This window comes from Desertibaculum subflavum (assembly GCA_003576705.1).
Lineage (GTDB): Bacteria > Pseudomonadota > Alphaproteobacteria > Ferrovibrionales > Ferrovibrionaceae > Desertibaculum > Desertibaculum subflavum.
In genome coordinates this window covers 19,627-45,701 of record QOZS01000045.1, presented here as the reverse complement: position 1 = coordinate 45,701, position 26,075 = coordinate 19,627, and the positions used below count along the sequence as shown (strand labels likewise).

23 protein-coding genes are annotated in these 26,075 nt (G+C 68.2%); 8 read left to right on the top strand and 15 right to left on the bottom strand.

Annotated elements, in window-relative coordinates:
- Nucleotides 1-595 (top strand): J domain-containing protein (locus DT074_RS20760; RefSeq protein ID WP_368744810.1); only part of this gene is annotated, 595 nt, incomplete at its 5' end.
- 103 nt (nt 596-698) lie between these two features.
- Here DT074_RS20760 and DT074_RS20755 read toward each other — a convergent pair.
- The 5 genes from DT074_RS20755 to DT074_RS20735 all read right to left on the bottom strand — a co-directional run bounded on the left by DT074_RS20755 (nt 699) and on the right by DT074_RS20735 (nt 6,251).
- On the bottom strand, nt 699-926 hold the full coding sequence (locus DT074_RS20755) for a hypothetical protein (RefSeq protein ID WP_119421780.1): 228 nt from the start codon (nt 924-926) through the stop codon (nt 699-701).
- A gap of 38 nt (nt 927-964) precedes the next feature.
- Nucleotides 965-1,291: a hypothetical protein gene (locus DT074_RS20750; RefSeq protein WP_368744809.1), complete on the bottom strand. Its 327-nt coding sequence runs from the start codon at nt 1,289-1,291 to the stop codon at nt 965-967.
- A gap of 77 nt (nt 1,292-1,368) precedes the next feature.
- On the bottom strand, nt 1,369-2,148 hold the full coding sequence (locus DT074_RS20745; protein WP_162915056.1) for a hypothetical protein: 780 nt from the start codon (nt 2,146-2,148) through the stop codon (nt 1,369-1,371).
- Nucleotides 2,149-2,352: 204 nt separating this feature from the next.
- Nucleotides 2,353-3,537, bottom strand: a complete 1,185-nt coding sequence (locus DT074_RS20740; protein WP_162915055.1) for a hypothetical protein — start codon at nt 3,535-3,537, stop codon at nt 2,353-2,355.
- A 263-nt stretch (nt 3,538-3,800) separates the two neighbouring features.
- Complete coding sequence (locus tag DT074_RS20735) at nt 3,801-6,251, bottom strand: outer membrane beta-barrel protein (RefSeq protein WP_162915054.1); 2,451 nt, start codon at nt 6,249-6,251, stop codon at nt 3,801-3,803.
- Between the two features lie 615 nt (nt 6,252-6,866).
- Between DT074_RS20735 and groL the strand changes: the two genes are divergently transcribed.
- The 3 genes from groL (at nt 6,867) to DT074_RS20720 (ending at nt 9,764) form a co-directional block, all read left to right on the top strand.
- Nucleotides 6,867-8,498 (top strand): chaperonin GroEL, encoded by a 1,632-nt coding sequence (gene groL / locus DT074_RS20730; protein WP_119421776.1) that lies wholly within the window; start codon nt 6,867-6,869, stop codon nt 8,496-8,498.
- 90 nt (nt 8,499-8,588) lie between these two features.
- Nucleotides 8,589-8,837: a hypothetical protein gene (locus DT074_RS20725; protein WP_119421775.1), complete on the top strand. Its 249-nt coding sequence runs from the start codon at nt 8,589-8,591 to the stop codon at nt 8,835-8,837.
- A gap of 63 nt (nt 8,838-8,900) precedes the next feature.
- Nucleotides 8,901-9,764, top strand: a complete 864-nt coding sequence (locus DT074_RS20720) for a transglutaminase family protein (protein ID WP_119421774.1) — start codon at nt 8,901-8,903, stop codon at nt 9,762-9,764.
- A 149-nt stretch (nt 9,765-9,913) separates the two neighbouring features.
- Here the strand turns inward: DT074_RS20720 and DT074_RS20715 are convergent, their stop codons facing one another.
- The 7 genes from DT074_RS20715 to DT074_RS20685 all read right to left on the bottom strand — a co-directional run bounded on the left by DT074_RS20715 (nt 9,914) and on the right by DT074_RS20685 (nt 16,522).
- A complete protein-coding gene (locus DT074_RS20715) occupies nt 9,914-11,518 on the bottom strand; it encodes a DHA2 family efflux MFS transporter permease subunit (RefSeq protein WP_368744808.1) in 1,605 nt (534 codons plus the stop codon).
- 2 nt (nt 11,519-11,520) lie between these two features.
- Nucleotides 11,521-12,627 carry an HlyD family secretion protein gene (locus tag DT074_RS20710; protein WP_119421773.1) on the bottom strand — a complete coding sequence of 369 codons (1,107 nt, stop codon included), beginning with the start codon at nt 12,625-12,627 and terminating at the stop codon, nt 11,521-11,523.
- Between the two features lie 2 nt (nt 12,628-12,629).
- Nucleotides 12,630-12,851 (bottom strand): hypothetical protein, encoded by a 222-nt coding sequence (locus DT074_RS20705; protein WP_119421772.1) that lies wholly within the window; start codon nt 12,849-12,851, stop codon nt 12,630-12,632.
- Nucleotides 12,852-12,857: 6 nt separating this feature from the next.
- Nucleotides 12,858-13,682: an alpha/beta fold hydrolase gene (locus tag DT074_RS20700; RefSeq protein ID WP_119421771.1), complete on the bottom strand. Its 825-nt coding sequence runs from the start codon at nt 13,680-13,682 to the stop codon at nt 12,858-12,860.
- A gap of 187 nt (nt 13,683-13,869) precedes the next feature.
- A complete protein-coding gene (locus tag DT074_RS20695; RefSeq protein ID WP_119421770.1) occupies nt 13,870-14,595 on the bottom strand; it encodes an alternative oxidase in 726 nt (241 codons plus the stop codon).
- 50 nt (nt 14,596-14,645) lie between these two features.
- Nucleotides 14,646-14,837, bottom strand: coding sequence for a hypothetical protein (locus tag DT074_RS20690; protein ID WP_119421769.1), 192 nt, complete (start codon nt 14,835-14,837; stop codon nt 14,646-14,648).
- A 116-nt stretch (nt 14,838-14,953) separates the two neighbouring features.
- Nucleotides 14,954-16,522 carry a winged helix-turn-helix domain-containing protein gene (locus tag DT074_RS20685; RefSeq protein WP_119421768.1) on the bottom strand — a complete coding sequence of 523 codons (1,569 nt, stop codon included), beginning with the start codon at nt 16,520-16,522 and terminating at the stop codon, nt 14,954-14,956.
- A 204-nt stretch (nt 16,523-16,726) separates the two neighbouring features.
- Between DT074_RS20685 and DT074_RS20680 the strand changes: the two genes are divergently transcribed.
- The 4 genes from DT074_RS20680 (at nt 16,727) to DT074_RS20665 (ending at nt 22,994) form a co-directional block, all read left to right on the top strand.
- Nucleotides 16,727-17,938, top strand: a complete 1,212-nt coding sequence (locus tag DT074_RS20680) for an NAD(P)/FAD-dependent oxidoreductase (protein WP_119421767.1) — start codon at nt 16,727-16,729, stop codon at nt 17,936-17,938.
- A gap of 65 nt (nt 17,939-18,003) precedes the next feature.
- Nucleotides 18,004-19,269, top strand: a complete 1,266-nt coding sequence (locus DT074_RS20675; RefSeq protein WP_119421782.1) for an adenylate/guanylate cyclase domain-containing protein — start codon at nt 18,004-18,006, stop codon at nt 19,267-19,269.
- Between the two features lie 79 nt (nt 19,270-19,348).
- Nucleotides 19,349-21,148: an SLC13 family permease gene (locus DT074_RS20670; protein WP_119421766.1), complete on the top strand. Its 1,800-nt coding sequence runs from the start codon at nt 19,349-19,351 to the stop codon at nt 21,146-21,148.
- 103 nt (nt 21,149-21,251) lie between these two features.
- Nucleotides 21,252-22,994, top strand: coding sequence for an adenylate/guanylate cyclase domain-containing protein (locus tag DT074_RS20665; protein WP_119421765.1), 1,743 nt, complete (start codon nt 21,252-21,254; stop codon nt 22,992-22,994).
- Nucleotides 22,995-23,006: 12 nt separating this feature from the next.
- On the opposite strand, the gene DT074_RS20660 is transcribed toward DT074_RS20665, so the two are convergent.
- From DT074_RS20660 to DT074_RS20650, 3 genes are all read right to left on the bottom strand, one after another.
- A complete protein-coding gene (locus DT074_RS20660) occupies nt 23,007-24,092 on the bottom strand; it encodes a malate/lactate/ureidoglycolate dehydrogenase (RefSeq protein ID WP_119421764.1) in 1,086 nt (361 codons plus the stop codon).
- Nucleotides 24,093-24,162: 70 nt separating this feature from the next.
- Entirely contained in the window at nt 24,163-24,936 is a 774-nt protein-coding gene (locus tag DT074_RS20655; protein ID WP_119421763.1) for an SDR family oxidoreductase, read from the bottom strand.
- A 33-nt stretch (nt 24,937-24,969) separates the two neighbouring features.
- Nucleotides 24,970-26,070 (bottom strand): ABC transporter ATP-binding protein, encoded by a 1,101-nt coding sequence (locus DT074_RS20650; RefSeq protein ID WP_119421762.1) that lies wholly within the window; start codon nt 26,068-26,070, stop codon nt 24,970-24,972.
- Nucleotides 26,071-26,075 lie beyond the last annotated feature (5 nt).

The following is a 26,075-nucleotide window of genomic DNA, read 5'->3' as shown; positions in this document are numbered from 1 at the left end:
CTTCGGCCGTGCCGGGCGCGGCGGCGGCACGGGCGGCGGGCGCAGCCGCGGCGGCGGGGCCGCCCGCGGCCAGCATCGCCGGCTGAAGATCGAGGTGACCTTCGAGGAGGCGGCGCGCGGCGGGACGCGGCGCGTCACCTTGCCCGACGGCAAGACGCTGGACGTGCGCATTCCCGCCGGGATCGAGGACGGCCAGCAGATCCGCCTGAAGGGCCAGGGCGATATCGGCCTGCTCGGCGGCGAGCCGGGCGATGCGCTGATCGAGGTGACGGTGGCGGCGCATCCCTGGTTCCAGCGCAAGGGCAACGACATCCAGCTCGACCTGCCGGTCAGCCTGAAGGAGGCGGCGCTGGGCAGCCGCGTCACCGTGCCGACCCTGGACGGGCCGGTGACGGTGAAGGTGCCGAAGGGCGCGAACTCGGGCACCATTCTGCGGCTGCGCGGCAAGGGCATCACCAAGAAGATCGGCGAGGAGGGCGACCAGCTGATCCGGCTGATGATCATGCTGCCGGCCGGCGCCGCGGCGGGACGGCTGGAGAAATTCGCCGAGAGCCTGGACGACGAGCCGGCGCTCAGGGCCAAGCTCGGGGTGTGAGCGACTCAACCGATTGCGGGTTTATCAGCTCAGCGAGCGTCCGCGACGTCGCTCGAATCGGCCCGAGGCGTCTACGCGCTCGCCCCGGGCCGTCGTCGCCGCGTCAGTTCGGTTTCGGCTTTGTGCTCTTCTCGTCGAGCTTCTGCTTGGCGGCTTCTTCAGCCGCTTTCGGCTTCACCGCCTCCTCGGCCGCACGCGTCTTCTCGTCGACCTGTCCGCCGACGGTGGTGCGCGTGGACGTCGTGGCGGGAACCTGCGTCTGCCCTTGAGCCCACGCGCCGCCGCAAACGCCGACGAGCGTGGCTACGATCAGCAAGGTTCGACCGGTCATCGCTGGTCCTCCTTCTTTGGCACTGGGGCGGAAGCCGGTCAGCTCCGGCCACCGCGGCGTTGCATTCCGCCTGGACCCTGACCGCCGCCGGGCCCCTGGCCGCCGCCTGGGCCCATGCCCCCGCCACCACGCGCCGGCGGTTCGTCAGGCAGCTTGAGGCCGCGCTGCTTCGCACGCTCCTGCATCTGGGTGTGATGCTGAGTGCGGATACGCTCGCGCTCTTCCTGCGTCTTCGCGTTGCGCATGCGCTCCTGATACTGCAGCCGCTCCTGCTGCGTCATCATCTGGCTGCCGTAGATCTGTTCCTGCTGGGCGAAGGCCGGCTGGCCGCCGACCGCGGCCGCACCAGCGGCCAGCGCGATCATCAGAGCCGCTCGTCTCGATAGCATCATGGAACTCACCTCTCGTTGACGACATGTCCCCCCGATGACCCGGTGACGGGTCATTCCGGATTGTCGTGATGGAACTGCACGACGGCGCGCGCATCGTCCGCTGCCTGGGCGAAGGCCGAGGCGCCGGCGCCCGAGTAGCCGACATTGTTGAACACGGGGCCGAGGTCCTGTGCATGGGCCGCCGCGCGGTCGTAGCTGAAAGTCGAGAGATCGGCCTGGGTCTCCAGGATCACGCCGATGGCGCGGACCGTGTCCTCGGTGATCGGGATATTCTTGTCGGCGGCCTTGCCCAGGAACTGCGCCGCATCCTGCAGCGTCCAGCTGCCCGAGACCTTGCGGGCGCCCGCCAGTGCCTCCTTGAAGAGCGCCAGGTTCTGCATCGGCGATTCGACGTCGGGGATCGAGGCATCGGCGTCGAGCACGCCATCGTTGTTCTTGTCGAGGTTGGTCGTATAGGCCTCGTTCAAGGCGCGATTCAGCACGTGGTCGGGGCTGCGTGCCATGTTGAGGCGACCGAGTTCGACATCTTCCGGCACCGCGCCGCCGGACCATGCCGGACGGGTGCCGCTTTCGCCGCCGCGGCCCTTGAGAACACGACCTTCGACGCCGCCGCTGCCGCCCGCGCCGCCGCGGCCGCCGTGCTCGCCGCCGCGGAAGACCTTGTCCTCGATACCCTTGCCGCCCTTGCCCTTGTGGCCGCTGCCGCCTTCTTCGTGATCGTCCTCCTCATGGGTGCCGGTGCTGCCGCCATGCGTGCCGCTCTGACCGCCGCCCTTGCCACTGCCGGAATGACCGCTCTCGGCTGCATGGGGCGTGATCGGGAACGCCATCGCGGCCGTCAGCGCGCAGGCAAGCAGCGCAGACCGGAAGGAGAGGGCGCTGAGAGCTCGCGCGGCCAACCGCCGGCCGGGAGGGAAAGAATCAAGCATGGACCGCTCCTGCAATCCGGAGATCGAACTCGAGCGAGCGAGAATGAGGCGCCCGGGCCACTCGGGGGAGAGGGGGGAGAGGCCCGGGCACACGCGATGAGGCAGTTACCTCACCTCGTTGTCGTGGATGTACTCGATCACCTGCAGATAGTCGTCCGCGGCCTTGGCGAAATCGTCCGCACCGCCGGTCGCGGTGGGATCGGTCCAGTTCGTGCTGCTGAACACCGCCTCGTAGATGTTCACCACGGTCGGCACGTAGACGCCATCCTTCAGCACCAGCACCGTGGCCGTGACGTTCGACCAGGTGCTCAGGCGATCGTAGTTGTAGGTGGAGTAGTCATAGTAGATGGTCGTGGTGCCCGAGACCGTGTTCACCTTGAGGATCGAGTTGAGATAGACGAGGGTGTCGACGCTGATCGTGCCCGTCTTGTCCGACGCAGCCGCAAGGAACGCCGCCGTGCTGTAAGTCGTCGGCAGCTTCGAAAGATCCAGGCTGCCGCTCAGAACAGTGGGGTTCATCAGCTCGACATAGAGGGCCAGATTTTCCAGTGGCGAGTCCACGGTGGCGCCGTCGATCACGAGGCGGCCCGACGCATCGATCGTCACCGTCGTCGCCGAGGCGATGGCGGTGCTGACGCTCTCCAATGCCTTGTCCAGAACGCGCGACGGCGAACGTGCGACGTTGGTGCGGCCGAGCTCGATCTCGCCCGGAACCACGTTGTAGGTCGTGGTGCCGATTGTGACCGTGGTGACCAGATCGCCTTCCTCGTTGCGGGGGATGATCACCGCCTGACCGTCGACGATCAGCGGCACCAGGTTGCCCGAAGCGTCGGTGACGAAGGCGTAGACCTGCGGCAGGCCGTCGACCAGCACCGGCACGCCGTTCGGATCGCGCACGATGAAGTAGAGATCGCCGTAGAGATCGCCCTTCTTCGAACCAGCGCCGGCCGGCTTGCCGCCGCCGCCACTCTTGCCGCCCTTGACGCCGGCCCAGGCCGGACGATCGGAATCGGAATCCGGCGGCGGCGCCTTGAGGATGCGGTCGATGCCGCCCTTGCCGGCACCGCCCTTGCCGCCTTGACCCTGGCCCGCGCCGGGCACGCGGTCCGTGCTGCCGCCACTGCCGCCCGCCCCTTTGCCGTGCTGACCGCCGGCGCCCTGCGCCGCGGCCGACTTCGTGAGGTACAGACCGGCGCCCATATCAATGCCAGCGCCGGACAAGGCAAAGGCCGCCAGCGCGATCGCGGAAGCGGTCGCCAGGGCTCCGCGCTTCAAGGCTGTTGCAGTCATTTTCGTTCTCTCCGCCGAGGGGTTTCAGATGATGGAGAAAACCTACGCGACGCCGCGGAGCGCGCTTTGACGTGCGTCAACATTGTTGGATCATCACAAGCTGGCTCGCGAGATGAATGCGCGACGCATTCGCACGACGAGGGGCGACGAGCGGCCAACTCGATGAAAAGAAAAACTATGTAGCTATGTCTTCAATGCATCGGCAGCCGCTAGCGACTTAGTCGCCGCGCGATGCGCATGCCTGTTCAGATGGAATCGAATGACTAGAACCGATAACCGATCGCGGCCTGGAACTGCGCAACGTTGTTCTTGAACGAGTCGACACCGGTCACGTAGTTGACGCGATAGGTGTCGAGGCTGGTGATGATGCTGTAGTCGAACCTGACGAACAGGTTCTCCGTCGCCGGCACTTCCACACCGCCGCCGATACGAAGGCCGGTGATGGTATCGTCCTGGCTGACGAAGTTGCCGCTGTCGGCATAGCGCGTGGTGAACCGCGTCCGGGTCGCGCCGGCGCGACCGTAGATCAGTACGCGATCCATGACGACATAGCCGATCCGCCCGCTGGCGCCGAAGCTTTCCTTCTGGTCGACGGAATAGACGCGGCCAGTGGGATCACGGGCGATCTCCCAGCCGCTGTCGCTCAGGCTCGCGTCCAGCTCGACCCCTAGATAGACGTCGCCGAGCAGAAAGCCGTAGCCGGCGAAGGCGCCGCCCACCGGTCCGCTGCCGCCGCGATCCGCGTTCAGCGTGCTGCCTGCATCGCGGTCGCCGCTGTTGTCGGTGTCGAGCGTGCTGTAGCCCCCCTGCAGGCCGGCATAGAAACCCTGGAACCGGGCGGGTGGCGGCGCACTCTGCTCAGCCGCCTTCGGCAGGTCCTGGAAGCGGTAACCCAGCCCCAAGCGGAACACGGATTCGCTGTTGTCGAAATTGTCGGTGCTGGACGGCGTGGCGATGTCGTAGTCGCCGTAGTTCGTATAAGTGTAGTCCATCCGCAGGAAGACGCGCTGGGTCAGCGGCGCTTCGACGCCGCCGCCGACGCGGTAGCCGTAGCGCGCATCGGAACTGTCGAAGGCATTGCCGCTGGCGGTGCGGTACTTGGTGTCGAATTCGGTGCGGACCACGCCAACGCGGGCGTAGACCAGCGAGCCATAGGGCAACCAGCGACCGAGCCGCACCGCACCGCCGAAGCTCGGCCCCTTGTCGACGCCGAACACGCGGCCGCCCGGCAGCCGCGCGTGCCCCCAGTTCGCCTCGCTCTCCTCCGCCTCGAACTCGAGGCCGAGATACCAGGGCGCAGTGGTGACGCCATAGCCGGCGAAGGCGCCGCCGCTGAATCCGCTCTCGGCGAAATCCGCGACCAAGGTGCCGCTGCCACGGTCTCCGGCAAGCTTGCTGCCGATCTGCCCGAACCCGGCCTGCAGGCCGCCGTACAGCCCCGAATCCTGCGGTGGCGTACTGCCGGCAGCGCGATAGCCGTCGGCGAGCTGCGCGCCGAGACGCAGGAAGACGAGGTTCTCGTCGAAATTCGCCGCCGCCACATTGGATTCGCGGCGGATGAAGCGATAGTCCGTGCCGATATAGAAGTTGGGCGCGAAGAAGTACTTGATGCCGGCGCCGGCGCTGTACAGCTCGTCGAGGCGGTTGGTGCCGGCGAAATCCGAATGCGTATAGGACGCGGTGCCGGTCAGGACCAGATCGCGCCGGATGGCGTGGTCGATCAAGAGCCCGGCGACGGTGTTGAGGTATCCGGACGAGCCGACAAGCGTCGTCTCTTCCAAGGTCCGATCGACGTAAAAGGTGGTGCGGGTGTTCGGTGCCAGCTGCCAATTGAGGCGGCCACCGAAATCGACCGCCGAGCGATTGTTGAACGTTGGGCCTTGATAGTTCTGCTGCAGATAGCCGATCAGAACCTCGCCGTCGACGCCGGGCATGAACTCGACGAGCACGCCCGCCGCGACGCCGAAGCCGGTCGAATCGCGGTCGAAGCCGGAATCGTCGGTGCTCGCGTCGTAGCGTCGCCAGTTTACCGCGCCCTGTACGAAGGGCTCGAGTTCACGCGTGACCCGATAGCCGATGCGGGAGCCGAGCTCGAAGATGTTGCGGTCGCGGTCATCGTTGTTGATGTCGGCCGGCGTCGCATCCACGTCATTGAAATCGAAACGTTCCCAGGTGCCGCCGAACCTTATGCTGGCAGCGCCGATGCGCTGCAGCGTGCCGAGGAAGGTCTCGATCCGGTTGTAGGTGGTCGGCTGGCGGCCGGCCACGTCGTCCGGCGATTCGCGGCTCTCGTGCTCACGGTTGAAGCGGGCGCCGCCAAACAGGTTGGACCCGCCGCTCAGGTCGTAGCGACCCTCCAAGCCGGCGCGGAAATCCTCGAAATCCTCATCGCTGTGGTCGAGATACCGGCCGATATCGGCGCCGGCATCGAACTTGAGCTCATGTTGCTTCCAGTTCGATTGCAGCGCGAGGTAGGGCGAGACGGTCGTGATCAGGTCGCTGATGCGGCGGCGCGGCGTGGCGAAGATGTTGTCGTCGTACTGCCCAGAGATCTCACCGCCCGCATCCAGCACGAACGAGCCGACCGGCACGCCGCGCCGGGACAGGGCCTCGCGCGCGCGGCGCTCGGCCTCGGCCTCGGGCGCCGGCTTCAGAGGCGGCGCCGCCTCCTGCGACGGCTGTTGCCCCCTCGCCGGCCAAGCGGCAGCGAGCATTGCGGCGATGCTCAGCGCCCGAACCAGTCGCCCCAAAGTTACCGCCATCTATCCCCTCAAACGTCCCCTTGGGAACAGTGCAAGCCAACCACGAATGTCTCAGACCGGTCGGGGCCATGTGCTCATTTGTATAGCATTTTGGGCGGGAAGCGCGAGCCCTTGGGGCGTGGGGCAGCACCTGACGATCGCGCCGTCGAAGGCGGCCGGTCGGAGAGGGCCATCTGTGCCGTGCCGCCCGGGCGGCCCGCGGGATTAAGTTCGACAACGCGGCGGAAGTGGCGCACAGTCAAATATAGACAGCGAAGGCGTTCCTGCAGCCGGTTGGCGAGAGCACCGCGTGCTTCTGCGCGCTGCAGGGCGAGAGGACGCCGCCTTGGGCTGTCTCGCACTTTGTCCCAATTCCCAACCAACGACTGACGATCGTCTGCGGCTGAGCGACGGCTGTCGTCGTCGACGGCGAGGAGCGCCGCGGCAACGGTTGCGGACGCGTCTGCCGGGAGACATGCGACGAGGCTGAACGGCCCGGAGCCGTTGAGCATGAACTGATCGGACGGAATGCGCGTGGCGGAGCGGGATGCCACGAGGAAATCGCCGCCAAACAATCGGAGACAGTGGATGCCAGCCAAGGAAGTGAAGTTCGGCGGCGATGCGCGCGCGCAGATGCTGCGCGGCGTCGAGATTCTCGCCAATGCGGTGAAGGTCACGCTCGGCCCCAAGGGGCGCAATGTCGTGCTCGCCCGCGCCTATGGCGCGCCCCGCATCACCAAGGACGGCGTGACGGTCGCCAAGGAGATCGAGCTCTCCGACCGGTTCGAGAACATGGGCGCCCAGATGGTCAAGGAGGTCGCCTCGCGCACCAGCGATCTCGCCGGCGACGGCACGACGAGCGCGACGGTGCTGGCGCAGGCGATCGTGCGCGAGGGCGCGAAATCGGTCGCCGCCGGCATGAACCCGATGGACCTGAAGCGCGGCATCGATATGGCGGTCGACGCGGTGGTGGCGGATCTCAGGAAGCGGTCGACGAAGATATCGACCAATGCCGAGATCGCCCAGGTCGGCACGATCTCGGCCAATGACGACCGCGAGATCGGCAACATGATCGCCAAGGCGATGCAGAAGGTGGGCAACGAAGGCGTCATCACCATCGAAGAGGCCAAGGGCCTCGAGACCGAGCTCGACGTGGTCGAGGGCATGCAGTTCGACCGCGGCTATCTCTCGCCCTACTTCGTGACCAATGCCGAGAAGATGATCTGCGAGCTCGAGGATCCCTACATCCTGCTGTTCGAGAAGAAGCTGTCGGGCATCCAGGAACTGCTGCCGCTGCTCGAGGCCGTGGCGCAATCCGGCCGGCCACTGCTGATCGTCGCCGAGGAGATCGAGGGCGACGCCCTCGCCACCCTGGTGGTGAACAAGCTGCGTGGCGGCCTCAGGGTCGCGGCGGTGAAGGCGCCGGGCTTCGGCGATCGCCGCAAGGCGATGCTGGAGGATGTCGCCGCGCTGACCGGCGGCCAGGTGATCAGCGAGGACCTCGGCATCAAGCTGGAGAACGTCACGCTCGCCATGCTGGGAACCGCGAAGAAAGTGCGGATCGACAAGGAGAACACCACGATCGTCGACGGTGCCGGCAAGAAGAAGGATATCCAGAGCCGCTGCGGCCAGATCCGCGCCCAGATCGAGGAGACGACTTCCGATTACGACAAGGAGAAGCTGCAGGAGCGGCTGGCGAAGCTGGCCGGCGGCGTCGCCATCATTCGCGTCGGCGGGGCGACGGAGATCGAGGTGAAGGAGCGCCGGGACCGCGTGGACGATGCGCTGCATGCGACCCGCGCGGCGATCGAGGAAGGCGTCGTCCCGGGCGGCGGAGTCTCGCTGCTCTATGCCGGCCGGGCGCTCGGCCGCCTCAGCCCGGCGAATGACGACCAGAAGGTCGGCATCGGCATCCTGCGCCGCGCGCTGCAGGCGCCGGCGCGCCAGATCCTGGAGAATGCCGGGGCGGACAGCTCGATCATCGTCGGCAAGCTGCTGGAGAAGAACGACACCAACCAGGGCTTCGACGCCCAGAGCGGCGCCTATGTCGACATGATCAAGGCCGGCATCATCGACCCGACCAAGGTGGTGCGCCTGGCGCTGCAGGGGGCCGGCTCGATCGCCGCGCTGCTCATCACCACCGAGGCGATGGTGGCGGAGCGCGTGGAGAAGGACCCGGCGGCAGCGACGCCCGGCGGCATGGACGGCGCCGGCTACTGATCCGTCGCGGAGGAGGGTCACGCGGCAGGCGCGCCCCGGCGCCTGTCGCCTCGCCGCAGCCTTGGGCGAGGACGGAGGGCCAGGTGCCCGATGGCGCGTGAGACGATCTTTCTCGTTCAGGCCTTCCTGGCCGGCAAGGGGAACGGCCTGAAGGCCGACACGCCGATGCGCTGCCGGTCGGCCGAGGCCGCGCGCAAGACGGCCGAGAGGCTGGCGCCGACCAAGGCCGGCGTCGTCGCCTTCGCCACCGCCGGCGACAGCGAGCTTGGTGATTACGACGAGACCCCTACCATCATCTTCAAGGCCGGGCGGCTGCCGGCCCAGTTCGACGATACGTAGGCGCGGAAGCACGGCGCGCGTTCCTGGGCCACGGCCAGCGCGGTATCCGAGCCTGAGGTGCCCATGGTCAATCTGAGGATCCGCCACAAGACGACCTATCGCTACCGCGAGCCCGTCAGCCTGCGCCCGCACCGCCTGATGCTGCGGCCGCGCGAAAGCCACGAGGTTCGGCTGCTGTCGTTCAACCTGGTCGTGGAGCCTGCGGCGCAGGTGAGCTGGGCGCAGGATGTCGGCGGCAACACGGTGGCGACGGCGACGTTCCACACGATGGCCGACCGGCTGATCATCGACAGCATGGCCGAACTTCGGCTGGACGCCGCCTCATGGCCGGTATTCGAGATCGCCGCCTCGGCCGCGCGGTATCCCTTTCGCTACAGCGACGATGAGTGGACCGATCTCGGCGCGCTGACGGTGCAGCAGCACCCCGATTCGACCGGGCGATTGCGGGACTGGGCGCAGGCTTTCGTGCGGAGCCATCCGACCGACACGCTCGCGCTGCTGAAGGACGTCAATGCCGGCCTCTCGGCCTGGATCTCCTATCAGAGCCGGGAGGACGAAGGGACGCAAACGCCGGCGGAGACCCTGGCGCGCGGCTGGGGCTCGTGCCGGGACATCGCCGTTCTCTTCGTCGAGGCGGTCCGGAGCCTCGGCTTCGGCGCACGGATCGTTTCCGGCTATCTCCATATACCCGACCAGCACATGGCCGGACCGGTCGGGTCGGACACGACGCATGCCTGGGCGGAAGTCTATGTCCCGGGCGCGGGCTGGATCACGTTCGATCCGACAAACCGCAAGGTGGGCGGCGCCGATCTGATTCCCGTTGCCGTGGGCCGCGACATACGGCAGGTGATGCCCGTCACCGGCAGCTTCGTCGGGATGACCGACGCCTTCGAACACATGTCGGTCGAGGTCACCGTGTCGTCCTGAGGCATGGGCGGAGAGCGAATTCCGAGACCGTCGTCAGCCGGCGCGGCAAGGGCATAGCCAATCCGGACTGGCATGCAGCACCCATCCGGGCTTTGCGCAGGCCGTCGACTTTGGCATCGGCCAGGACGCCGACAACTCGTTTGGGTCGATCAATGCCTTCCGTGGCCGGCGCAGATCGTCTGCGCCAGCTTGATCGAGAGCAGGACGGGCACGGCGGCCACGAACAGAAGCGCCAATGCGAGAAATCCTTCGCTGAACGACAGCACGTTCACCTGCGCCTGGAAGGCGCTCCGGATCACCGCCATTGCCGCGGACGCCGCCTCCGCCGGGCTGAAGCCGCGCGCGACCAGGGCCGCGACGATCATGTCCTGGCGTTCGGCCAGTTCGGGATTCCCCGGCGCGAGATACGCCGCGAGGACAAAGCGGCCTTGCGCCGCCTGATGGTCGAGATAGGTCGCGAGCCCGGCAATGCCGATGAGGCCGCCCACCTGGCGCCCGAGATTGAACAGCGCCACGCCATGGCCAAGCAGCCTGCCGCCGAGATCGGCGAGGGTGACCATGGTCAACGGAATGAAGAGGAGGCTGAGGCCGAGCCCCCGCAACAGCAGGGGCAATGTCATGTCCGGCGCCCCGCTCTCGACCGTGAGGCCGGACAGCATCCACATGGCCGCCATGAAGCAGAGAATGCCGGCGGGGATGAACAGCATCGGCGGCACCTTGCCGAACTGAATGAGACCGCCGACGGCCAGCAGCCCGAGCCCGAGCGTCACGCCGCCCGGCAGCAGCAGAAGGCCGGCATGCATGGGGCCGAGATCGATGACCGAGAGCGCGAAGGCGGGAATGATGAAGGCGCTGCCGAACAGGGCGCAGCCGGCGACGAAGCTGACGACGAAGCCGAAGTTGAAATGTGCGTCGCGAAGCACGCCGAAATCGATCAGCGCGGCGCGCTGCCCGGCGCGGATCTCCCAGGCGACGAACAGCGCCAGCGCCACGGTGCCGCCGATCGTGAGATGCACGATCTTCGGCTCCTCGAACCAGTCGTAGCGGCTGCCCTCCTGGGACACGAAGACGAGGCAGGCCATCGCGATCCCGAGCAGTGCCGCGCCCGGCCAGTCGAAGCGCCCGGCATGCCGCTTCGGCTCATCGACGTGAACCAGGAGCGCCGGCATGCCGATCGCGCCGAACGGCAGACTGAACAGGAAGATCCAAGACCAGGAGAGCGCGTCGGTCGTCCAGCCCTGCAGCGCCGGCGCGATGGTCGTCGGCATCATGACGATGGCCAGCGCGAACGCCGCCTGGACCATGCCCTGCTGGCGCCGCGGGAAGAGCTCGAACAACAGCGTCTGCCCGGCCACCAGCAGCACGGCGCCGCCGGCCCCCTGGGCGGCGCGCCAGGCTATGAGCGGACCGAGATCCGTCGTCAGGGCGCAGCCAAGCGCACTCGCCAGCAGCAGCGACGTCGCGCCGAGCAGCACGCGCCGGCGCCCCATGCGCGCCAGAAGCCACACAGCGACCGGGAACATCGTCAGCTTGGCGATGAAGTACGCGATATTGAGCCAGGCGATCTCGTCGGGCGTCGCGTGGCTGGATCCCATCATCTGGGCGCGGGCGATCGACAGGACCGTGCTGTTGATCGCATCCATCACCGCGGCGCTCGAGATGCCGGCGAGCAGAAGCCACGCCCGCAGGGAGACGCCGCCGACGGCTTCCGCCCGTTCGACGACGGCGGCGCGGCCGGACGCGGCGGCGGCCATCGTCAGCGTCCGTCGCTGAAGGTCGCCTCGAGCGTCGCCAGACGGCCGCCTTGCGCGACCGGCGCAGCGCCTTCGCCCGAGCGGAGATCGACCGCGACCTCGACCGACAATCCGGGCACCAGCCGCCCGACCAGCGGATGATCGGGCGCCAGCCGGATCTTGACCGGCACGCGCTGGACGATCTTGGTGAAATTGCCGGTGGCGTTGTCAGGCGGCAGCAGGGTGAAGGCGGCCCCGCTCCCCGGGGCAAGGCTGTCGACCACGCCGCGGATATCGACATCGGGATAGCCGTCCACGGCGACACGCGCCGCCTGTCCGACGCGCATGCGGGCGAGCTGCGTCTCCTTGAAATTCGCCACCACCCAGACGCCCTGGACCGGGACGACCGACATCAGCACCGCGGGCGGCTCGACATATTGGCCGGGCTGAACGCGCTTGTTGCCGATCACGCCCGCGACCGGCGCGCGGATGACCGTGTCGTCGAGCGCTATCTCGGCCAGACGCAGACGGGCCGCCGCCTCCTGCCGCCGCGCGGCGAGCTGCGCCGATTCGGATTCGATGACGGCGAGCTGGGCGCGTGCGGCCGTCGCCGCGGCGTCGACGCGGGTGAGCGCGGCACCCGCACGCTGCGAATCCGCGGAGGCGACGTCGTGATTGCGCTCCGTGGTCCAGCCCTGGGCGACCAGCCGCGCTGCCCGCGCCAGGTTGCGCTGCGTGAGCTCGACATCGGCGCGCGCCGCCCGGACCGCCGCGTCGGCCTCGCGGATGATCGCGAGCTGGTACTGCTGGCGGCGCTCCAGATGCCGGGTGGCGGCCTCCGCCTCGGCGACCGCGGCCCGCGCGCGGTCGAGCTGGGCGCGGAAGTCGGCATCGTCGATGCGGACCAGGATTGTGCCGGCGCCGACGATCTGGTTGTCGCCGACCAGCACCGCGGCGACATAGCCCCCGACCTTGGGACCGATCGCCGTGATGTCGCCGCGCACATAGGCATTGTCGGTGGATTCCAGGTCGCGCGCGGCGAACCACCAGACCCAGCCGAAGAAGCCTCCGGCAGAGGCGAGGCCAAGGACAAGTCCGGCCGTGCCCAGGCGCTTGAGCTGGTTTCGCATGTTCAGCCTCCCGAAAATGCGCCGGACCGGCGGCGCAGCCTGAATTCGCCGCTTGCGGCGTCGTGAACGGCCTGATCGCGGCGGCGGCTCAAGTGGAACACGGCCGCCATCCGGCCGACGCCGACGGCAAAGCTCGCCACGATGCCGATGATCAGCGACAGCGCGCCGCCCGCGCCCAGGCCTTCGAACGCGTCGAAGGCCCAGGCACCCAGAATGCTCGCCACCGCGCCTCAGCTCCGGATGAAGGCGAGAAGGTCCGCGTTGACGAGATCGGCATGGGTGGTGCACATGCCGTGCGGCAGCTTCTCGTAGACCTTGAGCGTGCCGTGCTTGAGCAGCTTGACCGAGAGCAGCGCCGAATCGGCGATCGGCACGATCTGGTCGTCGTCGCCGTGCATCACCAGGGTCGGCACGTCGATCGCCTTCAGGTCGTCGGTGAAATCCGTCTCCGAGAAGGCCTTGATGCCGTCGTAATGCGCCTTGGCGCCGCCCATCATGCCCTGGCGCCACCAGTTGCGGATCACGCCGTCGAGCGGCTTCGCGCCGGGCCGGTTGAAGCCGTAGAACGGGCCGCTCGCGATATCGAGATAGAACTGCGCCCGGTTGGCGGCGAGCTGCTGGCGGAAGCCGTCGAACACCTCGATCGGCAGGCCGCCCGGATTGGCCGGCGTCTTGACCATGATCGGCGGCACGGCGCCGATGATGACGAGCTTGGCGACGCGGCCCTTGCCGTGGCGGGCGGCATAGCGGGTCGCCACGCCGCCGCCGGTGGAATGGCCGATATGGATGGCATCGCGCAGGCCGAGATGATCGACCACGGCGGCGGTGTCGGCCGCGTAGTGGTCCATGTCGTGACCGCCGCCGACCTGGGCCGACCGGCCGTGGCCGCGCCGGTCATGCGCGACGACGCGATAGCCCTTCGCCGCGAAATAGAGCATCTGCGCGTCCCAATCGTCGGCGCTCAGCGGCCAGCCGTGGTGGAAGACGATCGGCTGCCCCGTGCCCCAGTCCTTGTAGAAGATCTCGGTGCCGTCCTTGGTGGTGATCGTGCTCATGCTGATCTCTCCATCTGCTTCGTCGTCATTGGCTCTGGATTTGCGTCCAGCGTGGCGCGCTCGTGCATCGAGCATGCTCTGAGGTCGCCGGCCCGAGGGCCGCGAAGGGTGGCTGCATTGCCTGCGGGGCGGTCCGATGCATCTCCGGATTCCTCCTCCGGCCGTGATCCGCGCGAGCGGGCGACGCTCATCGCCCGTCTCTCTCGCGCAAAGCGCCATCGAAAGGCGCGTCCGGCGAGCGCCGGCCGGTCGCGGCGTGTCGATCCAGGGCCGCGCGAGAGCCGCCTGCCGCCACCGTCTGGACGGTCAGCTCGTCGGCGAAGCCGTGATTGACGTCGCGATGTTTCGCCTCGTCGGCGCGCACCGCCAGCACGACATCGCGCAACCGCGCATCGGGCCCGAGATTCCAGTAGTCGATCGCAACCTGCGGGGCCGATACGTTGGCATGGCGGCCCTGGTCGATCTCCGACAGATATTGCGTGTAGCTGACGACCGCCTCTTCCTCGAAATAGCCGACGATGCGATGCGCCGTCTTGGGTGAGACGAGGTAGAGCAGGAAGAAGGCATTGAAGAACGCACCCTGCACCAGCAGCACCAGCAGGCGTTCCAGCAGATTCGGGCGCGCGATCTCGATGAAGGTCATCAGATGCATCCGCTCATTCTCCGCCTCCGCCAGGAGGGTGCGGATCCAACCGCGGTCGCCGGTCATGCGGCGCAGGCACCTGAGATGCTGCAGCAAGCCCCCGACCATGCCGGGAACCGCCGCGACGGTCTCCAGCACGACGGCGCGGTGGCCATATCGCCTGGCAAAGAAGGCATCCGCCACGAACCGCAAGAACTTGACCACGCCGAGGGCCAGCCGGTCGCGGAGATCTTCCGGCGTGCGATGCTTCGGAGATGGCAGCTCGTTCATGGTTTCACTCTCCCCCGCACGGATTCCTGGGATCGACGACGATCTGGCCTTCAAAGCCCGGGTCCGGTGAGCCTCTGCTTCGCGCGGCATTTCGGGCCGGGACCGCGCATGTAGTGAAGCTCGGGCCGATAGGGGTCGAACAGACGCACCCATTCCCGGCGCCAGCGCCGCACCGTGATCCCGAACGGGGTTGCGGGCGGCGAGGTGCCGGATATCGTCGTTCCGATTCCGAGGGTCTTCATGGTCGGATCTCCATCCCGTCTCGATGGGTCGAAGATGGACCTGAGCGCGCGGGAAGACTTTCAATCGGGCGTGAGTTTGTCTTGGATTTCCGTCCAAATGCGCTGGCTGCGGCGCGTCATTCGGGAAGCCCTGCCTGGCGCAAGGCATTCACGAAGGCATCCATCAGCTTCGCATCGAAGACCGGCGCGCGTTGCCGCAGCTCCGATGCGGTCAGCCCCGGCTCCAGCGCGAGCAGGTGAGCCATCGTGTCGCGCGCTTCGTCGAGCCGGCCGAGGCCAACCAGGCTGGCGGCATGGAACCGAAGGGCGGGTCCGAAGCCCGGCCGGTCCCGGAGCGCGCGGGCGGTCCATTTGACGGCTTCGTCGAAGCGCCCGGCGACGAAGCAGGTCCAGCCCAGCGCCGACACGGTGAAGAAGGTCTCCGGATCGATCGGGCTGAGCCGGAGCGCCAGCGAGAGCGAGGCGGTCGCCTCCTCCAGCCGGCCGGCGGTGGCGAGCGCCCAGCCGCGCAAGGTATGTGCCTGCGCGCAATTGGCGTTGAGCTCGAGCGCCCGATCGTAGAGCTCGAGCGCGCCGTCGAGATCGACCCGCAGCTGCCACAGCGTAAAGCCCACCATCCACAGCACGGTGGGATCGTCGCCGCCATCCTGCAGCGCCTCGCGCCCGAGCCGGACGGCAAGCGCCTTCTCTTCTTCCGGCCGGGCGGCCCAACCCTGCGGGTTGCGCCAAGCATAGCAGCGCGCGGCCAGTGCCTTGGCCAGCGCGAAACGCGGGTCGATGGCGATGGCGCGATCGAGGGCCGCGATCGCCGCGTCCACGCCTTCGCGCGCCAGCGAGTAGAAATGCGGCAGCGCCCGCAGGTAGAGGTCGTAGGCGTCCAGCCGGTCGGTCGGCTTGCGATAGGCGCGATCGATCTCGGCGAGACGGAGCGAGGGCTCGATCGCCGCGACGACGCTGGTGACCACCTTGTCCTGCAGGTCGAAGACATCGGCAGCCTGGCCGTCGAACCGGTCCGCCCAGATATGCGTGCCCATCTCCGCCTGGATCAGCTGGCCGGTGATGCGGACGCGCTCGCCCGCCCTGCGCACGCTGCCTTCCAGCACATAGCGCACGCCGAGCTCGCGGCCGATCTGCTTCACGTCCACGGCCCGGCCCTTGTAGGCGAAACTGGAATTGCGGGCGATGACGAAGAACCATTTCACCCGCGACAGGGCGGTGATGATGTCCTCGGTGATGCCGTCGCTGAAATACTGCTGCTCCGGATCGCCGCTCATATTGTCGAAGGCGAGCACGGCGAGCGAGGGCTTGGCGGGCAAGGGTAGCGGCTGCGCCTGCGGCTCGGCGACCGGCGCCGCCGGCACAAACTCCTCGATCGACGCCTCGCTGACCTCGCCGACGAAGCGAAAGCCCTTGCGGGCGAGGGTGCGGATCATCCGCTGCTCCTCGCCGCTGTCGCCGATCGCCTTGCGGGCCGCATTGATGTGACTGTTGAGCGTCGATTCGGAGACGGTCCGGCCGCGCCACACCGTCTCCAGCAGCTCGTCCTTGGTCACGACGCGGTCGTGGTTGCGCAGGAGAACGGCCAGCAGGTCAAAGACTTGCGGCCCGACCGCCACCACCGCGGCGCCGCGTGCGAGCTCCCGCCGGTCGAGATCGAGCACGCAATCCCCGAACACAAACCGCATCAGGCCGCTCCGTACCGCGGCGCCGAAGATACACGAGGGGGCGGGCGCATCTGGACGAAAATCCATGCGAATTGCACGCCGCAACCAAGGCCGCCGCAAGGACTTGCCGCCCGTCCGCCCGCATCCTCCTGCTCGACAAACAGGCAAAGCCCATCTCGGGGTTCGACGACAGCGCGTCGACGACGTCAACAGGAGGTTCCAGACATGCAGCGCATACTTATCGTCGGTGCCGGCTTCGCCGGCATGTATGCAGCCCTCTCCGCTGCGCGCCTGCGCGACGAGCGCGGTATTTCCCCCAGGGCCCTCGAGATTGCCGTCGTGGCGCCGGAGCCGCGGCTGGTGGTCCGCCCCCGCCTCTACGAGCGCGCGCCCGAGACCCTGGCCGCGCCACTGGCGGAACTGTTCGACGCAGTCGACGTCCGCTACGAGCAGGGCCGGGTCGAGGCCATCGACCCCGCCAGCCATTCGGTTGCCGTCGTTGGATTCGACGGGGCGCGGCGCTCGCTGTCCTACGACCGCCTGGTGCTGGCGGCCGGCAGCCTGGGGTTCAAGCCCGACATCCCGGGCCTTGCGAAATTCGCCTTCAGCGTCGACCAGATGGACGATGCGGTCGTGCTCGACCGCCATCTCAAGGCCTTGGCCGACCGACCGCCCTCGCCCGCCCGCGACACGGTGGTGGTCGCCGGCGGCGGTTTCACGGGAATCGAGGTGGCGACGGAAATGCCGTCGCGCTTACGCGAGATCCTGGGGCCACGTGCGAATGTCCGCGTCCTCATCGTCGACCGCAACGAAGTGATTGCACCGGCGATGGGCCCGAATCCGCGTCCGCTGATCGAGAAGGCGCTGCGCGCGGAAGGCGTCGAGACCAGACTCGGCGTCGGCGTGTCGAAGATCACCGAGGGCAGCGTCACTCTGAGCGACGGGCAGACCATCGAGAGCGCGACCGTGATCTGGGCGGCCGGCATGCGGGCCAATCCGCTGACCGAGCAGTTCCGGGCGGCCGAGCGCGATCGGTCCGGCCGGCTGGTGGTCGATCGCAATCTGCGGCTTCCCGAAGTGCCGGCGGTGTTCGCCGCCGGCGACACCGCGCAGGCGCTGACGGACGACCTGGGCCACCGGGCGCTGATGTCGTGCCAGCATGCCAACCGGCTCGGCGCCGCGGCCGGGCACAACGTGGCTGCGGACCTACTGGGCGTGCCGCTCGAACCCTATCAGCAGAAGAACTACGTCACCTGCCTCGACCTCGGCCCCGACGACGCCGTGTTCACCCGCGGCTGGGACGCCCAGGTCGAGCTGGTCGGCGACAAGGCGAAGGCGATGAAGCGCGAGATCAACACGCAGTGGATCTATCCGCCGAAGGCCAATCGGGCGGACGCCTTCAAGGCCGCCGAATGGGCGCGGCTGGTCGACTACTGAACAGGCGGATGTTCCGGCCGGCGCCCGGCGCCGGCCGGCAGCGCCCCGAGCGGAAGGTTGATTGCATGGCCAGCGGATGCGCCGCCGAAATCCAGCATTGGCTGATGACGGGCACGGGCGATATCCGCTTCGCCGAGGACGTCTTCGCCGAAATGTGCAACCGCTTCCTGGCCGCCGGCGTGCCGATCGCCAGGGCCAGCCTGCATCTGCTGGCCAACAATCCGCAATGGATGGGCGCCCGCTTCATCTGGCGACGAACCGCCGGCAGCATCGAGACGCATCCCGTCGGCTACGAAGTGAAGCAATCCGACGCCTACATAAAGAGCCCCTTCGGGGCCATCCGCACCGGCGCCGAGATGGTGCGGCATCGGGTGGACCGCGGCGCCGGCGCGGACCTCACCCCGGCCCTGCTCGCCGAGTTCCGGGCGGAGGGCCTGGTGGATTATGTCGCCTGGCCGCTGAAGCACATGCTCGGCAAGCGGCACATGGTGACCTTCGCCAGCGATGCGCCGGACGGCTTTACCGACGCGCAGGTCGCGGCGCTGGCGGCCGCCCTGCCGGCGCTGGCGCTGGTCACCGAGGTCCGGCTGAAGACCCGGCTGGCGCGCACCCTGCTCGAGACCTATGTCGGCCCGCATGCCGGGCAGAAGATCCTGGATGGCGCGATCCGGCGCGGCGACGGCGAGACCATCCGCGCCGCCATCATCGTCGGCGACCTGCGCAACTTCACCACCCTGTCGAGCACGCGCGAGCGCGACCATGTGATCGCGGTGCTGAACGAGTATTTCGACGCGCTGTGCCAACCGATCGAGCGGAACGGCGGCGAGATCCTGAAATTCATGGGCGACGGGTTGCTGGCGATCTTCCCGCTGGACGAGCCGGACGCCTGCCGCCGCGTGCTGCGCACGATCGTCGAGATCCTGCACGCCGTCGCCGAGGTGAACGCGCGGCATCGGGCGGCCGGGCAGCAGCCGCTCGGCTACGGCATCGGCGTCCATCTCGGCGATGTCATGTACGGCAATATCGGATCCCGCAACCGCCTCGACTTCACGGTGATCGGGCCGGCGGTCAACATCGCCTCCCGGCTGGAGAGCCTGACCAAGGAAGTGGGGCGACCGGTTCTGCTGTCGCAGGCCTTCGCCGAGATGGCGGGCGACGAGGCGGCGTCGCTGGAGCGCCTGGGCGATTATGCGCTGAAGGGACTGGCGGCGCCGGTGACCGTCTTCGCGCTGGCGGAGGCCGGCGGAAGCGAGGCGGGCGCGACGCCGGACAGCCGGGATGGCGGCCACCGCATCTGGGAACTGCTGACCAATGGCGGGACGCGCATGTAGCGCGGCTCGGGCCCTTGTCGCGCGAGCGGCCGAATGCCGCTAGCCTCGCCGGATTGCGGCGGCGGGCAAAGGGGCGGACGTGACCATCGCGCAGGCGGAGCTGTTCGCATTGTTCGCCGGCATCCTCGGCATGCTGCTCTGGGGCCGGTTCCGGCACGATCTGGTCGCCGCGTCGGGCCTGTTCCTCGCCGTGCTGCTCGGCCTGGTGCCAGAGGGCAACGCCTTCTCCGGCTTCTCCAACCCGGCCGTCATCATCGTGGCGCTGGTGCTGATTGCCTCGCGGGCGTTCGAGAATTCCGGCGCGCTCGGCCTGATGACGGGCCTGCTCCTGCGCGAAGGGCGCTCGGCGCCGCTGCACATCTCGATCATCGGCGGCATCGGCGCCGGGCTGTCGATGGTGATCAACAACGTGGCGGCGCTGGCGCTGCTCATGCCGCTCGACCTGCAGGCCGCGCGCAAGGCGGGCCGCGCGCCGGGCTCGACGCTGATGCCGCTCGCCTTCGCAACCATCCTGGGCGGCATGGTCACCCTGATCGGCACGCCGCCCAACATCATCGCGTCAGCGGTGCGGCAGGAGCAGCTCGGCCGCCCCTACCAGATGTTCGATTTCGCGCCGGTGGGGCTGGCGGTCGCCATCGCCGGCATCGCCTTCGTGGCGCTGGCGGGCTGGCGCCTGGTGCCGGGGCGCGAGGACCGTGCGGCGGCGGCGGTGCGCGAATCGTCCTTCAAGGCGGAGCTGCTGGTACCCGAAGGCTCGCGCGCCATCGGCCAGAGCGTCGCCGAGATCGAGGAGGATGCGGAGAAATCCGACCTCCTCATCATCGGCCTGATCCGCGGGCGCGAGCGCCACTACGCCGCGGCACGGCGCATGATTGTCGCGGCCGACGACATCGTGCTGGTCGAGGGCTCCACCGACGCCATCGGCGCCTTCATCAAGTCGCTCGGCCTGCAGGACGCGCCGCAGGAAGAGGATGCACCGGCGGAAGCCGCGGCGGACGAAGCCGAGGACAAGGCGAAGAAGTTCGAGCCGAACATCGTCGAGGCGGTGGTGCGCGCCGATTCCCGGCTGGCCGGCCGTTCGGCGCGCGAGCTGGCGCTGCGCAGCCGCTTCGGCATCACCCTGCTCGGCATCGGCCACAGCGACATCTTCGTGCGCGACGTGGTGCAGAGCCGACCGATCGCCGCCGGCGACACGCTGCTGATGGCGGGCGCCGGGGCAAGCCGCCAGCCGACGCTCGACCTGCTGGGCCTGATCCCGATCGGCACGGTCAGCGTCGCCGCGCCGACGGCGTGGAAGATCGCCGTCACCGTCGGACTGTTCGCCGCCGCCATCGCCGCGGCGGGATTGGGCCTCGTCTCCTTCACCGTCGCCATCGGCATCGCGGTGGCCGGCTATGCCGCCTTCGGGCTGATCAGCGGGCGCGAGTTCTACCAGCAGGTGGAGTGGCCGGTGGTGGTGATGCTGGCCTGCCTGCTGCCGATCGGCACGGCCTTCGAGCGCCTGGGCGGCACGGCGCTGATCGCCGACGCGATCCTCGAGCTGACCCGCGGCCAGTCGGCGGTGGTGGCGCTGGTCCTGCTGATGGTGGTGGTGATGACACTGTCCGACGTGCTGAACAACGTCGCGACGATGGTGATAGCGGGCCCCCTTGCCGTGCAGCTCGCCCAGAAGCTCGGCGTCAATCCCGACACCTTCCTGATGGGCACCGCGATCGCCACCTCCTGCGCCTTCCTCACGCCGATCGGGCACAAGAACAACACGCTGATCATGGGGCCGGGCGGCTTCCGCTTCGCCGATTACTGGCCGCTCGGCCTGCCGCTGGAGATCGTGGTGCTGGCGGTCGGCGTGCCGACCCTGCTCGTGGTCTGGCCGCTTTAGCCGGCCCTGCGCCAAAGCTTGGCCGTGCCGGCAGCGCCCCTTTGCGGGAGCGTGAGCGATCCGATAGCCTGGACCAGCTCGAATCAGGCTAGACGAGGCAGAATTGGCCCGAGAGCAGCGCAAGCTGGCTGCGATCGTCTCCGTCGATGTGGTGGGCTATTCGAGACTGATGGGGCGCGATGAAGCGCGCACGCTGGCGAGGCTGAAGGCGCATCGCGCAGAGCACATCGATCCCTGCATCGAGGGACATGGCGGCCGGATCGTGAAGTCGACAGGTGACGGGCTGTTGCTGGATTTTCCCAGCGCGGTCGACGCCCTCCACTGCGCCATCGAGGTCCAGGAAGGCATGGGGCGGCGGAATGCCGGCGCGGCGCCGGACGACCGGATCGATCTGCGCATCGGCATCAATGCCGGCGACGTCATCTGCGATGGCGACGACATTTTCGGCGACAGCGTGAACGTCGCGGCCCGACTGCAGCAGATCGCCGCGCCGGGCAGCGTGTGCGTATCGGGACGAGTGCAGCACGATACCCACGGACGCCTCGACGCGAGCCTGAGCGATGCCGGCATGCGCCGCCTCAAGAATATCGCCGAGCCTGTCCGCGTCTGGGCCTGGGGCGAGCTGCCGGCGCACGGCGCCGGGGGCGATGAGGTGCCGTCTCGCGCCGGCGGTCAGGCTTCGATCGCCGTCCTGCCCTTCGTCGTCCGGACCGGCGATCCAGAGATCGCATTGCTGGCGGACGGATTGGCCGAAGACGTGATTGCGCTGCTCGCCCGCGTCCCAGGATTTCTGCTGATCTCGCGCAGCTCGTCCTTCGCGTTTCGCGATCGCGACCTGGACGTCGCATTGATCGCCCGGCAGCTCGACGTCCGCTATGCCGTCGAGGGCAGTCTGCGCGTGCTGGGCGCGCAGGTGCGCGTGACCACGCAGCTGACCGATGCATCGACAGGCCGGGTGCTGTGGTCCGGCCGGTTCGAAGCGCCACGCGACGCGGCGGCGGAGCTGCAGGACGACATCGCGCGCGGCGTGATCGCGGAGCTGGAGCCCGAGCTCACGCGGGCCGAGATCCGGGCCATCCATCGACAACGGCCTGAGAATGTCGACGCCTGGGGCCGCTATCGGCAGGCGCTGGGCGCGGTGACGTTGAAGGGCTGGAACGAAGCGGCGCTCGGCGAGGCACGCGCCCATCTGCAGCAGGCCGTGCAGATTGACCCGCAATTCGCGCTGGCGCATGGCTACCTCGCCCTGTTGACGGGGCTTGGAACCACGACGGGCATCGCGCGGCATTCCGACCTGGAGCAGCAGGCGGCAGTGCGCGCTGCCGAAACCGCCATCGATCTCGACAGCGGCAGCTCGGAAGTCATGGGCTATGCCGGCTGCGCCCTGGCCGATCTGGGCCAGGCGCATCGCGGCGTCGAAATCCTGCGGCGCGCGGTGGAGCTCGATCCCAGCAACGCGCAAGCCCATGTCGCCTGCGGCGCCGCGCTCGCCATCAGCGGATCCATGGAGGCCGGCATCGAGCAGATGCGGCACGGGATCCGGATCAGCCCGCATGACCACCGTTTGGCCTTCTGGCGCTGGGCGTTGGGCGGCTTTCTGTTCCGGCTGGGCCGTGTCGACGAGGCACTGCAGGAAGCCGTGCTGGCCGCGCGGCGCGATCCGAAGCTTCACCTGGCGCGGGTTCTGGAAGCGGTTCTGCTCGCCAAGCTGGGCCGCATGGAGGAGGCCAGACGTGCGCTGGATGTTGCGCGCCGGCTGCGGCCACAGCTTACGCTGGAAGAGCTGGCTGCGGCCTATGGGCGGCGAAATGCCGAACGTATCGCGCCGTTGTGGCAGCCCGACTGAACGGCTACAGCGTCAGGCCGTCGCCGCCTGGATGCGGGTCTCGGCGACGCCGGCGGCGCGGGCGGCGGCGAGGATCGAGGCCCAGGTGTCGTCGGGCAACGGCACGCCGTCCTTCAGGCGCCTGGTGCGGCTGCGGTCTTCCGCCTCGCCCGGCACCAGGATTTCCTGGTCCTCCTTGACGCGCTTCGATGCTTTGACGAAATCGGTGTAGCGGGCGACCTCGGCCGGGAAGAAGTTCTCGGGATCGACCACCTTGGGATCGACATAGAACGAGAACATGCCGTTGGCGAATTTGCGGTCGAACTTGGTGGCGCCGTTGCCGGAAAGGGCGCCGCCCAGCATCTCGCACATGAAGGCGAGGCCGGAGCCCTTGTGGTCGCCGAAGGCGCGGATGGCACCCTTGCCCTTGCGGCCGTCGCGCGGGCCGGTCGGCGCGTAGTCGCCGTAGAGATGCCGCGGGTCGTCGCTGACCTTGCCGTCGGGGCCGATCAGCGCATCGGTCGGGATCGCCTTGCCGCCCTGGCTCGCCACCAGAACCTTGCCTTCCGCCACGATCGAGGTGGCGAAATCGAGCAGCAGCGGCGCCTGGCCGGCGCGCGGAATGCCGACGCAATAGGGCGCGGTGGAGAAGCGCCGCTCCACCCCGCCGAAAGGCGCGACCAGCACGGAGCCGGCCGCATTGGCGAAATGGACGGAGACGAGGCCCGCCTCGGCCGCCATCTCGGCCCAGTCACCGACCCGGCCGATATGGCCGGCATTGCGGAGCGCGACGGCCGAGAGGCCCATCGCCCGGCACTTCTCGATGCCGATCTCGACCGCCTGCGGCGCCACCGTCTGGCCGAAGCCGTATTTGCCGTCGACCACCGCCAGCACCGGGGTGTCGACCACGACGTCCACCTTCCGGTCGGCGAAGATCAGGCCATCGGCCTTCATCTGCACGTAGCGCGGCACGCGCACCACGCCGTGGCTGTCATGGCCGGTGAGATTGGCGGCGACGAGATAGCGGCCGACGCGACCGGCCTCGGCATCGGAGCAGCCGGCGGCGGAGAAGATGTCGGCGACCAGGGTTTCGAGCGCCGCCGCCTTGATCGTCACCATCGATACGTCACTCCATACCAGCAAGATGTAAGCCCGCTCTGCCCCTCAGGGGCGGAGAGGGCTTTCGTCCTCACACCTTCACATGCCCCTGGTTCTGCGCCGCGACGTAGCCGCGGTTCCAGGTCGGGCAGATCATCACTTCGTTGATGCAGACATGGCGCGGCAAACAGGCGATGTAGCGGATCAGGTCGCCGACATCCTCGGACTGCACCATCTTGTCGCGGTCCTGCTTGCTGACCGGCACGGGGCGCTTGTCCAGGATCGGCGTCGCCACCTCGCCCGGGCAGACGACCGTGGAGCGGATGCCGTTCGTGCATTCCTCCATGTTGATGCTGTGGCTGGCGGCGACCAGACCATGCTTCGCCGCGGTGTAGCCGGGGCCGGAGAGCAGGCTGACCACGCGGCCCGCCATCGAGGCGGTGTGGATCAGGATGCCGTCCTTGCGCGCCCGCATCAGCGGCAGCGCCGCGATGGCGCAGTACATGGCGCTGGACAGGTTGCCGTGGATCAGCTGGTCGATGCCCTCGGTCTCGAGCTGCTTCCAGCTGCGTCTGGTGATGTTGAGGCCGGCATTGTTGACCAGGATGTCGAGCCGGCCGAACTTGGCCTTGATCGCGTCGGCGATCTTGCCGGCGGTCGTGGGCTTCATCAGGTCGCCCGGCTTGACCAGCGCGGTGCCGCCGGCCGCCTTGATGCGCTTGGCCACCGCTTCCAGCGGCTCCTTGCGACGGCCGGTCAGGACGACGCTCGCCCCCTCCTCCGCCAGCATGACCGCCGCCGCCTCGCCAATGCCGGAGCCGGCCCCGGTCACCCAGGCGACCTTGCCTCTCAACCTTGCCACGATGGAACTCTCCCCTAGAGCATCACAGAACGGGCGTCAGAGAACGCGACCGCTCGTATCGTCGATCAGGTGCATGTTGTCGAGATCGGCCAGCAGGCGCAAACGGCTGCCCGCCTGCGCGCCGGCATTCGGGCTGACCCGGGCGCAGATATCGATGCCGTTGATCGGGAAATAGACCAGGGTCTCCATCCCCATCGGCTCGGTCACTTCGAGCGTGACGTCGAAGGGATGCTGGTGCGGATTGGCATGCGCATGCGCATCCATCAGATGCTCCGGCCGGAGGCCGAACAGGAGCTGGCCGTTGTTCAAGTGCTGCTCGTAGCGCGCCGTGCGGTCCTCCGGCACCGGGAAGGACACGCCGTCGCTCAGCGTAACCCGCAAGCCCCCGGCCGCCTTCTCCAGCCGGCACGGGATCATGTTCATCGCCGGCGAGCCGATGAAGCCGGCGACGAACTTGGTCATCGGCGTGTGATAGAGGTCGTTCGGCGCGCCGACCTGCTCGATCCGGCCGTTGTTCATGACCACGACGCGATCGGCGAGCGTCATCGCCTCGACCTGGTCGTGCGTCACGTAGACGGTGGTGGTGCGCACCTTCTGGTGCACTTTCTTGATCTCGGTCCGCATCTGCACGCGCAGCTTGGCGTCAAGGTTGGAGAGCGGCTCGTCGAACAGGAACACCTTGGGATCGCGCACGATGGCGCGGCCCATGGCGACGCGCTGGCGCTGGCCGCCGGAGAGCTGCTTCGGCTTGCGCTGCAGCAGCTCGGAGATGTCCAGGATCTGGGCCGCGGCCTGAACGCGCTTGCTGATCTCCTCCTTCGGCACCTTCTTCAGGCGGAGCCCGAACGACATGTTCTCGTGCACCGTCATATGCGGATAGAGCGCATAGTTCTGGAACACCATGGCGATGTCGCGGTCCTTGGGCGGCACGTCGTTGACCACGTCGGCACCAATGAGGATGTCGCCGCCGGTGATCTCCTCCAGGCCGGCAATCATGCGGAGCGTCGTCGTCTTGCCGCAGCCCGACGGCCCGACCAGCACCACGAACTCCTTGTCGGCGATTTCGAGATCGATGCCGCGCACTGCCGGCGTCTGGTCGTAATTCTTGACCACCTTTCGCAACGTGACTTGTGCCATGTGTC